Annotated in this window: 9 protein-coding genes; 8 read left to right on the forward strand and 1 reads right to left on the reverse strand. The window is 48.8% G+C overall.

Annotated features, from left to right (window positions below):
• Positions 1-79 precede the first annotated feature (79 nt).
• The 6 genes from helD (at position 80) to ACFVVF_RS17235 (ending at position 11,855) form a co-directional block, all read left to right on the forward strand.
• A complete protein-coding gene (gene helD / locus ACFVVF_RS17210; RefSeq protein ID WP_387812052.1) occupies positions 80-2,497 on the forward strand; it encodes an RNA polymerase recycling motor HelD in 2,418 nt (805 codons plus the stop codon).
• Positions 2,498-2,828: 331 nt separating this feature from the next.
• The gene (locus tag ACFVVF_RS17215; protein WP_387812055.1) at positions 2,829-3,725 is read left to right on the forward strand and encodes a LysR family transcriptional regulator; all 897 of its coding nucleotides are present in this window, start codon (positions 2,829-2,831) and stop codon (positions 3,723-3,725) included.
• Positions 3,726-3,943: 218 nt separating this feature from the next.
• Positions 3,944-6,355 carry an autotransporter outer membrane beta-barrel domain-containing protein gene (locus ACFVVF_RS17220; RefSeq protein ID WP_387812058.1) on the forward strand — a complete coding sequence of 804 codons (2,412 nt, stop codon included), beginning with the start codon at positions 3,944-3,946 and terminating at the stop codon, positions 6,353-6,355.
• Positions 6,356-6,395: 40 nt separating this feature from the next.
• Positions 6,396-10,202 (forward strand): S-layer homology domain-containing protein, encoded by a 3,807-nt coding sequence (locus ACFVVF_RS17225; protein ID WP_387812061.1) that lies wholly within the window; start codon positions 6,396-6,398, stop codon positions 10,200-10,202.
• A 162-nt stretch (positions 10,203-10,364) separates the two neighbouring features.
• Positions 10,365-10,847, forward strand: coding sequence for a GNAT family N-acetyltransferase (locus tag ACFVVF_RS17230; protein WP_387812064.1), 483 nt, complete (start codon positions 10,365-10,367; stop codon positions 10,845-10,847).
• 474 nt (positions 10,848-11,321) lie between these two features.
• Positions 11,322-11,855 (forward strand): NAD(P)H-dependent oxidoreductase, encoded by a 534-nt coding sequence (locus ACFVVF_RS17235; RefSeq protein ID WP_387812067.1) that lies wholly within the window; start codon positions 11,322-11,324, stop codon positions 11,853-11,855.
• 72 nt (positions 11,856-11,927) lie between these two features.
• Here the strand turns inward: ACFVVF_RS17235 and ACFVVF_RS17240 are convergent, their stop codons facing one another.
• Positions 11,928-12,272: a winged helix-turn-helix transcriptional regulator gene (locus ACFVVF_RS17240; protein WP_387812070.1), complete on the reverse strand. Its 345-nt coding sequence runs from the start codon at positions 12,270-12,272 to the stop codon at positions 11,928-11,930.
• A gap of 605 nt (positions 12,273-12,877) precedes the next feature.
• On the opposite strand from ACFVVF_RS17240, the gene ACFVVF_RS17245 reads away from it, so the two are divergent.
• Complete coding sequence (locus tag ACFVVF_RS17245; RefSeq protein ID WP_188890048.1) at positions 12,878-13,375, forward strand: RNA polymerase sigma factor; 498 nt, start codon at positions 12,878-12,880, stop codon at positions 13,373-13,375.
• Entirely contained in the window at positions 13,356-14,201 is an 846-nt protein-coding gene (locus tag ACFVVF_RS17250) for a hypothetical protein (RefSeq protein ID WP_387812073.1), read from the forward strand. Before ACFVVF_RS17245 ends, ACFVVF_RS17250 begins: the two co-directional genes overlap by 20 nt.
• Positions 14,202-14,300 lie beyond the last annotated feature (99 nt).

Below are 14,300 nucleotides of genomic sequence, written 5' to 3' on the forward strand. Positions count from 1 at the left end.
ATAATACCATGCGAATTTACGGTTTGTCAAATGTTCTTTTTCTTCTTTAGACGTGAATGAAAAGGAGTGTGTTCAACGGATGATACATGCAGAGGATTGGCGTAAGGAACAGGAGCGGCTGGATCGGGTGACGGAAGGGCTTCGATTGAAAATCGAAGAACTGGATCCCGAAGTAACGGGTCTTCGCGACCAAGTAGTAGATATTCGCAAGCGGTTTTGGGAAGAGGTTACGGTTAACACAAGCACCGATGAAGACTTCGAAGAAACCTTCTATAGCATCAAGCAGCAAGAGGCACTGTTGTCGGAACGGGAGCGCAGTCATCAGCAGCGGCTGCAGCGATGGAAAGGCATGAAACGGCTGCTACCGGCTCCTTATTTCGGCCGAATTGATTTTCAAGAGAGCGGCCTCAGCCTCAGTGAGCAAATATATATTGGCGTATCCTCCTTCGTTGATGCGGACGGACTGATTTTTCTTGTCTATGACTGGCGAACGCCAATTGCAAGCATGTACTACGATTATTCTCCGGGAGCTGCCGATTATAATACACCGGGCGGGCTCATTACAGGCGATATGACGCTGAAGCGGCAATATCAGATACGGAACGGCCAGCTCCAGAATGTGTTTGATACCAGCTTAACGATCGGGGATGAATTGCTCCAGCAGGTGCTGGGCAAGGGTGCGGACAACCAAATGAAGAGCATTGTCGCGACAATCCAGCGGGAGCAGAATGCAATCATCCGCAATGACAATAGCCGAATGCTCATTGTGCAAGGGGCGGCCGGTAGCGGAAAGACATCCGCTGCACTGCAGCGGGTCGCTTACTTGCTGTACAAACACCGGGAGCGGCTTAAAGCGGATCAGATCGTGCTTTTTTCGCCCAATCCGATGTTCAACAGCTATGTATCGACAGTTCTGCCGGAACTCGGAGAGGAGAATATGCAGCAGACGACTTTTCAGGAATATCTGGCTTATTGGCTGGGAACCTCACTGCGGCTTGAAGATCCTTTCGAACAGATTGAATATGTTCTGACTACAGAATGGTCACAGCAATATGAGGCAAGGCTGGCGGGCATGCAGTATAAGGCCTCTGAAAACTTCCTCCATGCGCTCACCAGTTATGCGCAGTGGCTGGGAACAGAGGGCATGCTGTTCCACGGCATTTCTTTCCGTGACCGTGAGCTGATTACCGCAGAGCAGATGAAAAAGCAATTTTACAGTTATGATCCTGCCATCCGTCTAGCTAATCGCGTTGTTCTGCTCCAGGATTGGCTGCTGCAGGAGCTGACTTCGCTGGAGCGTCAAGAGCAGGAAGCGCTATGGGTGCAGGATGAGCTTGATTATCTCGACCATGATCAATATGCCGAAGTCTATAACGAGGTGCGCAAGAAGTATCAGCGCGATGATGTCGTGTTTGATTTCACTCAACAATATGTGGAGCAGTATGGCGATTTTCGAAATCCGGATGTAGGTGAAGAAAATGTATTTGACTTCGCTATACAGCAAGAGAATTTGCTGCGCCGGATGATTGCGAAGGCGCATTTCAAGCCGCTGAGACGGGATGTAAAGCAGTTCTCGTTCATCGATGTCAGGGGCTTGTATGTGCAGCTGTTCAGCGATGAAACGGCGTACCAGAGCATGACGGGAGGAAGCGAAGCGCCTCAGCATTGGATGGAAATATGCAGGCAGACGAAGGAAAAGCTGAGCCTGAGCGGGCTGTTTTATGAGGATGCAACACCTTTCCTTTATTTAAAAGAGCTCATCGAAGGGACAAGGACGAACACGGTGGTACGGCATTTATTTATCGACGAGGGCCAGGACTATTCACCGTTCCAATTCGCGTTTCTCAAGCGGTTGTTTCCTCGTGCGCGGATGACGGTGCTTGGCGATTTCGGGCAAGCGATTTTTCCGCAAGCTACGCAGCTGCATGAAGCGGATTCGCCGTTGATCCGGCTTTATGGCGAGGAAGATACGAGTTTAATTCGTCTTATTAGAAGCTACCGTTCGACTCGTGAGATTGTGGAGTTTACGAAGTCCTTGCTTCCGGGAGAAGAGATTATCCCTTTTGACCGGAGGGGCAAAAAGCCCGCGTTCTCGCTGACAGAGAATTGTGCAGAGCGGACTGAACAAATGCTGAAGGATCTCGCAGAGCTGAGGGCGGAGGGGTTTGACTCCATCGCCATCATTACGAAGACGGCAGCAGAAAGCCGTGAGGCCTATGAAGCATTAATGGGGCTGGGAGCTGCGGATTTGCGGCTCATTACAAAAGAAACGTTAACGTTCGAGAAAGGAACGCTGGTGCTTCCTGCATATTTGGCTAAGGGCGTTGAGTTTGACGCCGTGCTTATCTACGATGCTTCTTCGCGAACGTATCAGCGTGAGAGCGAGCGCAAGCTTTTTTATACCGCATGTACAAGGGCTATGCACCGGCTGCTGCTCTATGCAACGAAGGATTGGACGCCTTTCATTCCGGCAGCGGATACGGTTATCGTACCGTAATGCTTCTAAAGAAGCCTTCACTATAGGAATTGGTGAGGGCTTCTTTTGACGAATAGATTAAGTGAAAGTCAGAATGGAATAAAATTTGAAAAAAGGTACGGTCTCTTTCATTTTTCTTGAGGAGCCGTACCTTTTTTCGCGAATATCGCGGTCTAAGCAGCTACTGCCCATATGAGAATGGCGTAAAAACAGGAAATTGATGGTTTTAATTCTGACAAAACATAGTATAATAGTATGAAATATTCACGCGTTGACATTGAAACTAGTCTTTAAGTCCCGTCTAGTAATTAAAGGCTGATTACCCAATCTGCTTGAGGAGGCGACAGAATCAATGAACCTGGATAACATTGAAGCTTTTGTATATGTGGTACACTTCAACAGCTTTCGCAAGGCGGCAGATGCACTGTTCCTAACGCAGCCGTCCATATCATCGCGAATCCGGACACTGGAGAAGGAGCTTGGCGTCGAGCTGCTTATCCGGGAAGGGAAACGATTCTCGTTGACCCATAAAGGGGAACTGTTTCTGCCCCATGCCCAGCAGACACTAAAGTCCTTCAAAAAAGCGGAGCAGCTGATGTCGGGCAAGACAACAGAGGTGGAGACGCTGCGGCTGGGCTGTACGGAGACGATCTCCCATTATGTAGTACCGCTCGTGATGCCGAAGCTGAAGGCGCGATTCCCTGATTTTCAAATTCGTATCATTACGGATAATAGCGATTCTATCATTGATAAGGTTTTGAACAAGGAGATTGATCTCGGGTTTGTGCGGAGTGTTTCCCATCCTGCGCTGGAGTCTGTAAGGTTCATTGAAGATCCTATTAAACTATGCGTCTATCAGGGGCATTCCTATTTGCAGGAGCCGCCGTTATCGATTGACGCGCTGGAGTCGGAGCCGCTCGTCTTTTATGAATGCGGTTCGCTCAATTGGACCAAAATACATCGTTTGTTTGAGACGTTAAGCCATCCGCCCAAAATCGATTATCACACCGACAACATGGAGACAGCGAAGAAGCTTGTGCTTGAGCGTGAAGGAATTAGCTTTTTACCCATGCTGTGCATCCGCCGAGAGATAGAAGAGGGGCTGCTAATACCAGTTACGATCCCTTCATTGTCTGAGCTGTCACTTGTAACCAACCTTATTGCGCTGAAAGGGAGCGCGTCTTCTGTTATTTTCGAAGCGGTGCTTGAAATCAATAAAGAATTGAAATTGATAGAGCGATTCTATTAATTAAATTCAAATGCTTATTGGACGGACTTCATCTGCGATGATAATGTTAAGAGCATATTCTACCTTTTTCCGTCGTCATAAGTGCTTCAACTATTAATCGGCTGCGGCTCAGGAGATAGCGAAAAAGTATAGAATGGCTTTTGGAGACTATTTTGTTCAGTTATAAATCCGACTATGTTTATGGGATTATATTGTTATAAGAAGAGGGGATGTTGACGATGCAACAAATAACAAAACGGCGACCGGTTTTACAAGGAAAGGGCTTCAAACTAGCGGCGTTAGCTAGCGTCCTTGCACTGCTGCTTACTCTCGTTTCTCCGGCAGGCTATACGTCTGCGCAAGCTTTGAAGACGACGCTTGATCTGGCGAAGGGAAGCATTAAAATCGGCAATGGAACCGTCACTGGCAAAACAGCAACGGGGGCAGCCGCGGTTTATAACGGGAACGGCTATATCATAACAAGCAGCACCAGCTCCGAGACTGCTAATACGATTACAATCAGTGGCGGCTCCACTGAGATCGAGCTTAAAAACGTTAAAATCAGCACCGGCTATAGCAGCGCATCCCCTATTTCGATTGAAAATGCGGGAACGATCGTGGATCTAAAGCTTAATGGGACGAGCGTCCTCACTTCCGGCAATCCGAAAAAAGCAGCGTTTGGCGTGGCTGAAGGAACGGAACTGACGATTGGTACGGTGGACGGAAGCGACAATCATACATTGACGGCCAACGGATATGGGGGCTACGCCGCTGCAATTGGCGGCAACGAAGCTGCGGCATCTGGTGCGATTGTCATTGATGAAGGTACGATCATTGCAAAGTTTGCCCGCAGCGGCAATTACGGAGCGGCAATCGGAGGCGGCCAAGGCGGAGCGGGCGGATCGATCGTCATCAATGGCGGTACGGTTACGGCAGAATCGTACGGCGGCTATGCCGCAGCAATCGGAGGCGGAAACTCCGCTGCCGGCTATAGCGGCAAAGCGACTGAAGTAACGATTAACGGCGGCACTGTCACGACGAAAATTCCAAATGCGGCGCCATACGACTCTATCGGCTACGGCAAAGTAGCCTCTGGCTATACGGCGTCGGTACAGGCTTCAACTTCAGTCGTCGTTAATGGCGGCAGCATCATTAACCGAAATGACAGCAGCAACATTACGACCCTCCTATACAAGCGCCAGCCTGTTAATGCTGACGGACAGCCGTTGTATGCAGCGGGCATCAAGCTGGAGGATGCGCCTGCAAACGGCACAGCCGTTGATGTTGAATACGAAGGCGGCAGCATACGGACGAATACGTTGAACGGCGGTTATGTGTATTTGTTTTTACCAGCAGGCTCTAATGATGTAGCAATTACACGCGCAGATACCGGGGCGGCATACTACGGAACGGTAACTGTGGCAGAAGGGGCAGCTAACAGTGCTTTTATCGCAGCAATTGCTTCACGTACGATTAAGAGTGTGCCTGTTCTTGCTGTTCAAAACGCTGATATCGAGGATTCGGATTTAAACGAAGGCAAACCAAGCGTGCTCGCCGTGTCCAACTACAATGAAGTCGTTAATGCCGGCGGTTATGCGCTTCAAGCGGGCACTGATTATGTGGTGCAGTGGTACAAAGGCTCGACACTAATATCTGGAAATTCGGAAGACAGTTCGAAATTGACAGTTACCCCTCTGACGGGGGACGTATATAAGGCTAAATTTGTAGCGGTTTCCGGTGGAAAGGTTGTCGGCTCCTCCTCCTTCTCTGCGGTCAAAACGTCGCTGGGGCCGAAGGCTGGCGGCATTCCTGTTCCAGGTGTGCCTGCCAAGCTGAGCGTTACTTCTGAAGCGGAATTTACGAAGCAGCCAGATCCAACAGCAGGCGCGATTACTTATACGGTTAAGCTGACCTCTGACGACGGTCTGGACACGCCGATCGAGGGCGCTACGGTCCGGTTCTATCAGGATGGCTCAAGAAACTTCTACACAAGAGTGACAGGTACGGGAGACAAAGCAGGATTGATCAGCTTTACATTCAGCGCTTTATTGCCGGGCGAGCATTCCATCCGCATTGCTTATGAAGGCGGGAAAGCAAACGGCATTTCCTATGAAGGAGCCAGCTACAGCAAAAGCTTCACGGTCGTGAAGCCGGATAAGCCGTCTGGATTTACGACGATTGCGGCTAAGACAGGAACGAAAAACGGCAAAATTTTCGGTGCGGACGAGTCTCAGGAATATATTAAATGGATTCCGCAGATCGGCAACAATCAGCAAATCTATCCGGTAACAGGCAATGTCATCGATAACTTGGAGCCGAGCCTGTACAGTATCCGCTATAAAGCTTCTTATGACGGCGACGTCTACACGCTGGCGTCCGATTACCGTTACTTAGTGTGGGTTCAAACCGCCCAGTGGACGGTAACGCCGGTCACTTCAGACTCTGTGGTATGGGAGACTGGTGCGGTAGATGTAATAGCTGGCGGCAGTGCGCAATTTTACGTGCATGCGCGAGAGGGCTATACGATACAGGCAGGCGATATTCAAGTGAAGTACGCGAACTATAGCTACGACAGCCAGACGGGGCTGTTAAGTCTCGATACCATTACAAGCGATATCCGCATTGCGATTAACGCTACCCCAATCGAATAGTGCGGGAGATCTTTCAAGCAAAGAGAGAGGAGCTTTTGCGATGAAAAAGGGGAAATGGCTGCGGCTTGGGCTCACGGCTGCCATAATAGTAAATTTGTTTGCAGCGGCGGTTCCGCATGCTTCTGCGGACGAATCAAAGACGACGCTTGATATTTCCAAGGGCAGCATTACGATCGGCGATGGCACCGTTACGGGGAAAACGCCAAGCGGCGCAACGGCTGCTTACAATAACAACGGTTATATTATTACGGGGGCTTCTACCTCTAACGTAGTGACGATAAAAGGCGGCGTGGAGCAGCATGTGACGCTGGAGAACGCCTCGATTACAAAATCAACCGCTTCCTATTCTTCCATTCCTACTATTTCAATTGAAGGCAGCGGCACAAAGGCCTATCTGACACTTAGCGGTACAAATACGGTGTCCGCATACAACGGCGCTACTCAAAAAGCTGCTATAAGCGTCCCTGAAGGCAGCGAGCTTATTATCGATTCAATTGACGGTACGGACAGCCATTCATTGACTGCCAGCGGCTACAGCAGCGCAGCGGTCATTGGAGGCAATGTGAATGAGACTGCCGGCAGCATTACGATCAATAGCGGCACGATTACGGCCGGGTTCAGAACGACTGGCAACTCAGCAGCCGCAATTGGCGGCGGCAAGGGAGGTGCAGGCGGTACGATCGTAATTAACGGAGGCGTTATTACAGCGGAGTCGTACAATGGTACAGCAGCGGCGATTGGCGGAGGCGACGTATCCGCGAGTTACCCTGGCAAGGCAACGCGTGTCACGATTAATGGCGGTACGATAACGGCAAAGGTGCCTTCTAATGCAGCCAGCTATTTTTATGATGCCATAGGCACGGGCTACGCCGCTACTCCAAACAGAGCGGACAATGTGCAGAAGACGACCGTACTTATTAATGGCGGCAATGTATTCACGAATGGCATACCCCTTCTTTATGGAAGACAGGCAGTAAACGAGAATGGCCAGACGGTATACGCTACAGCGATCAAAGTAGATGCTTCTGCCGTTCCTGCAATCGGCACCGCTGTAACTGTCCACTATAGAGGCCAAACGTTGAATACGTCCATACTGAGCAACGGAAGTGTATATCTGTTCCTCCCCGCAGGTACAATACCGGTCGACATTACGTTGAACACTACCGGAAAAACCTACTATGGACAAGCGGTTACAACGACTTCTACGGCCAATTATCCGAACAGCACGGCCACGGTATCCCGTGAGCTAAGCACATTGCCGGTGATAGCGGTTCAGGCTGAAGCTGAAGGAGACAGCCACTTTTATTACGGAACGCCAGTTACTCTGTCGGTTTCGAACCTAGCTTCCGTTGTGAATAAAGCTGGTTATCCGCTCGTTTATGGTACAGATTATACAGTGGAATGGTTTAAAGGAGCAGGAGCAACGCCAGCGGCTATTGCAGGCAATGCGGATAACGCATCGAAGCTGACAATTACGGCATCATCCGGAGATCTATACCGAGCCAAGTTTGTTGCGATCTCCTCCGGGGCATCCAAGCTGGAAGCAGGCAATGCGGGAAATTTATCCGCCTCGCTAACTGCAGATTGGCTCAAGAGAACGGTGAGCTTTACAAATTTACAAGAGAAATATAGCTTCGGGGAGCAAGCAACGATTGCTGCGGAGCTAAGCGCGGGGAACGACAGTGTGACCTTCGGCAGCTCCGACGAGAATGTTATTTCTATTCATCCTGTGACCGGGGCGTTAACCGCTCATAAGCTAGGCTTTGCAACACTGACGGCGGCTGCGGCACAAAATCCGACAGCGAAGCAATCCTCTGCTGTTGTGAGCCGTATTGTCGAGGTGGTTCCGCTTCACCCGCTTGCTCCTGTTCATGTGAGTGCGGTACCGGGCGATAAAGAAGCGGTTGTTAGCTTCGATACATCCAGCAATCCGGACGGCAGCTTGAACACGGCTTATACGGTTACGGCATGGAGCGATGGTGAGCTGATTAAGACGGTAAGCGGTGCATCCAGCCCCATCTCAATAACAGGGTTGGAAAATGGCAAAGCCTATACGTTCACGGTCGTTGCGACCAATGTGACCGGAGATTCTCCGGCATCTGAACCGTCGCAAGAGGTCACACCGATAGCGGCCGAAGTGCCCGCCCAAGTACCAGACAAGCCGACGAATGTAATCGCGGAGGCTGGTGATGGTCAAGTGAAGATAAGCTTTACCGAGCCTGCTTCCAATGGCAGCAGCATAATCGGATATGCGGTGACAGCATGGACCGGCGGTGAACTAGTTAAGACGGTGAACGGTACTGTCAGTCCAATCAACGTAACAGGGCTGGAAAATGGCAAGGCCTACACGTTTACAATCGTTGCAACCAATTCGATTGGGGACTCGCCTGCCTCTGAGCCGTCGGAAGAAGTGACGCCAGCAGCGGCCGAAACACCGGGAACACCGGAGCCTGGCGAAGAGACGCCAGCTGATGTGCCCGGCAAGCCAACCAACGTTACGGTGACGGGAGGCAATGGTGAGGCCACGGTGGCATTTACGGCTCCGTCAGCTAACGGAAGTGAGATCACCTTGTACACGGTAACGGCATGGACCGGCGGTACGGCGGTCAAGACAGCGACAGGGACGTCCAGTCCCATCACGGTAACTGGCCTCGTCAACGGAACGGCTTACACGTTTACAGTGGTTGCGAGCAATGGTGTAGGTAATTCGTTGCCATCGGATGCTTCATCGGTATTCGTGCCGGAAGGTGGAGTCTCGGAGTCTCCTTCTCCGTCGCCGTCTCCAACATCATCACCGTTTCCAACACCAACATCATCGCCGACGCCATCTCCAACACCAACGTCATCATCGGAACCATCGGGGCCGACAGTGCCAACGACGCCGGCAGCGACGCCCGTATCGACGGAGAAGGTTATTCCGGCGAAAGAAAGCGGCGAAGTTCAACTCAATGATGAGGTCTGGGTTATCATTCCAAGCGGAACATCAGACCAGCCTATTCGAATAAAGGTGGAGAAGCTCAAGGATACAGCGAATTTGGTGGAGCAAGGGCAGAAGCTTGCCAGCCCGATTTACGAGCTGCTCAAGGATTTTACCGGAAATTTCACCAAATCGATTACACTTCGATTTGCATTCGATCAGAAGATTTTACAGGATAAAAGTCTGACGGCAGCTGTGTTCTACTATGATGAGACGGCTAAGCACTGGGTTGAAATCGGCGGCGACGTAAATAACGGAGTCATATCGGTACAAGTCGATCACTTCACTAAATTTGCTGTGTTCGCGGTGAGCAAGCCTGTTCAGAAGCCTTCGGCTCAGTTCACGGATATTGCCGGACATTGGGCAGAGCTGGCTATCAAGCAAGCTGTAGAACAGGCGCTGATCTCAGGATACCCGGACGGTGTATTCAAGCCGAATCAGTCCATTACCCGTGCTGAATTCATCGTTGTTCTGGCTAAGGCACTGAACTGGCAAAATGAAGGCGTGCCACTTTCATTCGGTGATAAGGATGCTATTGGCACATGGGCTGAGAAAGCGGTAGCGCAAGCCGTTGAATTGAAGGTAATATCCGGATACAACGACGGCAGCTTCCATCCGAACGCAAAAATTACGCGCGCCGAAATTGCGGTAATTATCAGCAGAGCATTTGGGTTTACACAGCCAGAGGCAGCAGGGGCTGGCGGTTTTGCCGATGCAGACGCTATTCCGGTCTGGTCTAGAGAAGCGGTAGAGGCTGCAAGGGAGAAAGGCATTATAACGGGACGCAGCGGCAACCGGTTTGCCCCTAATGATGAGGCCACTCGCGCAGAAGCAATAGTTCTTTTGCTGAAGGCATTAAACAGTAAGTAAAGATATTGATGGCTATAGAAGATCGCTCCACTAGTGGGGCGATTCTTTTTTTATGATGAAAAGGTTCGCGGGTCTGAAATATTGTTGATTGACCGCTTTAATATCCTTATTATGGTAGTGGATATATTAGAAGAAAGTAACATTGCAGAGGGGGAATGAGATTTGGAGACTGACAGATGTATCTTGGTTAATCTACAGGAATCCGATTACGAAGAGGTAAAAGAGATCTATACCAATGAAAAGGTCAGAACCTTTTTAGGAGGGGCAATCCTAGAAGAGCATACGTTACATAAGTTTGAGGACATATTAACGCGATCAAATAAGGATTCTTATTATTGGACAGTTAGAAAGAAGCCTACGAATGAATGCATCGGATTAGTTTCCTTGGACCAGCATAGTGAGGGCGTGAATATTGAGGTTTCGTACGAGTTTCTCCCCGATTGGTGGGGGAATGGTTACGCAACTGAAGTTATTGCTGCAGTACTTGATTACGCTCTGAATGGGCTGCAAATCTCTAAAGTTATTGCAGAGACACAAACAGCTAATATCGCGTCTTGCAGACTTTTAGAGAAGGTCGGCATGAACTTAGAAAGAACCGTTCAAAGATATGGTGCTGAGCAAGCTATTTATGCGATTGAAAAATAAAAAGCCGCGCTATGCGGCTTTGTCCGGATGTGACCGGCTGCATGCAGCTATTTTGCAGCATGTACCGACAAAGTACAAACCAACTGCTCCATGTGTTCAATCCAGGCTTGCTGAACAAGTTGCTGCAGCGCAAGCAAATCCACTTTTTCCGAGATAATCTCCTTTAGGCCGTTCAATGACTCGTACTGCGCATGGCCAGTCCTTCATCGCTCTCTAGCGAAGCTTTTCCCCAAGAGCCCATCGCAGCTCACTCCCTTCCTTTTCCATAACTTTAGCATGAATGGGTATCTATGCTCATGATTCCGAAGCGCCATAATATGGTGTAATTCTAGTCTGTTGATGCCCCGCTCCCGTCAAGAGGAATATAGCCGTACACTAACCTTCATGTAAGTACCTGTAAAAAATGTGCGTACTTACTTATTTGATAAGGGTATTTTATACTCTACAAATAACAAGATTGGAGGAAATGAAACATTGAAAACACTAATTATTGTAGCGCACCCAAACCTGGAGAACTCCGTTATTAATAAGCGTTGGGCAGAGGAGCTTCGTAAATATCCGGAGAAATATACGGTACATGAATTATACAAGGCTTACCCAGACGGCAAGATCGATGTGGAAAAAGAACAGCAGCTCATTGAATCGCATTCGAAGCTTGTTTTTCAGTTCCCTTTCTATTGGTTTAACTGTCCGCCGCTTCTTAAACAATGGTTTGATGATGTTTTTGCATATGGCTGGGCATACGGCTCGGGAGGCGATAAATTAAAGCATCGCAAAGTGGGTCTTGCTGTGTCGGCAGGTATTAGGGAAGAAGATTATAGTGCTGAAGGGAAATACCGCTATACGCTAGAGCAATTATTATATCCTTTCGAAACAACCTTCCATTATTGCCATGCTGAATATGCTTCATTCTTTGCGTTTTACGGTACTGAAAGCATGCCTAGTGACAACGAGACTGAAATTATGAAAAGCGCTCAGGATTATGTAAGCTACATTGATCAACTGTAATCGAATTGCACAAAAAAGAAGGATCTCCACATGCGGGGATCCTTCTTTTTTGTGATTTGATGCTGTCGAGGGCTACACAGTGGTTAGCTGGTTATGCTCGCCCCATTCGCACATCATGTCTAACAATGGCAGAAGCGAGCGGCCGCGTTCAGATAAAGAATATTCGACTTTTGGAGGCACCTGGGGATATTCCTTCCGCATGATAAGGCCGTCTGCCTCCAGCTCTTTCAACATGAGGCTTAACGTCTTGAAGGAAATCGTGCCGATGCTTCGCTGCAGCTGATTATGCCGCATGACCCCATTTTCAGCTAGCCAGTACAGAATAATCATTTTATATTTACCGCCTATTAAGGACAGCGTATAGCCAAATCCGGTATCTTTTATCGCCACACCTGTAGGAACACAGCTCTCGTTCATCCGTTACACGCTCCTTTTCAAGTATACAGGATCATCGTGCTCGTACTTTACATTTTACAGGGAGTAGCCGGCAGATGCCAAACCTATTTTCATTCCATTAACTGCTGGGATCACTCCAAGCCCTTGCACTGCTCAGCATCAAAATGCAAAACTGCATTTTAATTGGATAAAAATAGTCGATATTAGCGCTCAAAATGTAAAAGTGCATGTTGAATGGCTAAAAACCACTCAAATGGCCTCCAAACGCTTATTCAAACTGTACTTTTGCATTTTGACAGGCAAAAACGGCGATTTCCGGCTCTGCAAACTGCACTATTGCATTTTGTTTCGATAATAAGCGGACCGAGAGACTGGGAGAGGTTTAACGTTAGTATTGTACGCTCTATTGTTCAAGCTCGCAGCTGTTGCGGGCTTTTTTCGCGTCTATAGTCATGTCTGGTCAAGGGGGGAGGCCATGTCTGACAAATAAATGTTAATGTCCGCCGACTTTCCTCCTCCGCACCCACGTTTATTTTATTCGTAATAACCCGATGCTAAAAAAATATTTGCGGCAGTGAAAAATATGCGCGTCCTCAGTTGTATTTAAAGTGAAAGGGGGTGCTGAGGTGTACAATTCATATGAGCTCAATGAATCTGTACGAAGGGCCTTGGATCTATATTCACAAAGCTTGATCAAAGTTGCTTTTACGTATTTGAAAAATATAGCGGATGCCGAAGAAGTGACTCAGGAAGTGTTCCTGGCCTATCTGCAAAAGCGCCCTGTATTTGAAAACAATGAACATGAAAAAGCGTGGCTGATTCGAACCACCATAAATAAAAGTAAAAATATGCTCAAGACCGGATGGTTCAAAAGCAGGAACCCTGTTCCCGAAGATTTGAGCTATCTCCCTAAGGAAGAAAATGAGGTTTTGCAGGCCGTACTGGCTTTGGACAAGAAGTATCGTATTCCAATTCATCTGCACTATTATGAGGGATATTCCATCCAGGAAATTGCAGTTATTATGCAGTCCAAACCGGCAACGGTAGGCACATGGCTTGCAAGAGGACGCCTTATCTTAAAAGAGAAGATTGGAGGCCTGGATAATGAAGAAATCTGTCTATAAATCGGCAATGTCCCGTGTGAAGACAAGCGAGGATTTTCAAGAAGCAACCTATAAGAAGCTGTTGTCGGAAATGGCTAACAAACCACAAACAAATACGATCGATCAAAAGGAGCGGGTCATAATGGAAAAAGCAAAAAGAAAAACGGTAACAGGTTGGACAGTCGGAATTGCAGCATGTGCGGTATTGTCGGTCAGTCTCTTTGCAATGAATCAGCAGTCGCCTGCAGTCCCCAATACGCCGCCTACTAATGTTACAGCTAAACCGCCAATTATGGGCAAAGTGGCCGTCAACATTGACGGTGTGATCTCGGAAGTGAGTGCGGACGGCAAGAGCTTCAAGGTCGGCAATCTCTGGGTAGAAGTGACGGATCAGACCCAACTGGGCAGCAAGGAGCCTACAGCTGCAGAACCATCGGAGGATCTGCTGCAAAAGAACTTCCAAGTGGGCAACATCGTGTCCGGCTACACTTCTCAGGATGTGAACACGGGCAAAGTAACGGCAGACGTTATTTACAACAATATCGCCCCGCAAAAGGATGAGGCTGCTAAACCTCCTGTATCAGGCAAAGCTGCGGTTAACATCGACGGCACGATTACCGAAGTGAGCCCAGATGGCAAAAGCTTTAAGGTTGGCGACCTGTGGGTAACGGTAACTCCGGACACTCAATTGGGTATTAAAGGACCAACAGCGGCTGCGCCATCGGAAGAGCTTCTGCAGAAGGAATTTAAAGTCGGCAATATCGTATCCGGATTTACGACGGAAGATGTAAGCACGGGTAAAGTGAACGCGACTAACATCTACAACAACATGGCTCCGCAGCAATAAGTGACCAGCCAGTAGATCGCTGAGAGCTGTAGCAGCGTATAAACCATAAAACTGCAAGATCGTATTGCCCTATCCGGCAGCGGTCTTGCAGTTTTTTGC

It is taken from the genome of Paenibacillus sp. NPDC058174 (assembly GCF_042883865.1).
GTDB lineage: Bacteria > Bacillota > Bacilli > Paenibacillales > Paenibacillaceae > Pristimantibacillus.

Bases quoted from the DNA above. Each gene is read 5' to 3' on its own strand.
- helD (WP_387812052.1), top strand. From the start codon at position 80: ATGATACATGCAGAGGATTGGCGTAAGGAACAGGAGCGGCTGGATCGG.
- ACFVVF_RS17215 (WP_387812055.1), top strand. From the start codon at position 2,829: ATGAACCTGGATAACATTGAAGCTTTTGTATATGTGGTACACTTCAAC.
- ACFVVF_RS17220 (WP_387812058.1), top strand. From the start codon at position 3,944: ATGCAACAAATAACAAAACGGCGACCGGTTTTACAAGGAAAGGGCTTC.
- ACFVVF_RS17225 (WP_387812061.1), top strand. From the start codon at position 6,396: ATGAAAAAGGGGAAATGGCTGCGGCTTGGGCTCACGGCTGCCATAATA.
- ACFVVF_RS17240 (WP_387812070.1), bottom strand. From the start codon at position 12,272: ATGAACGAGAGCTGTGTTCCTACAGGTGTGGCGATAAAAGATACCGGA.
- ACFVVF_RS17250 (WP_387812073.1), top strand. From the start codon at position 13,356: ATGAAGAAATCTGTCTATAAATCGGCAATGTCCCGTGTGAAGACAAGC.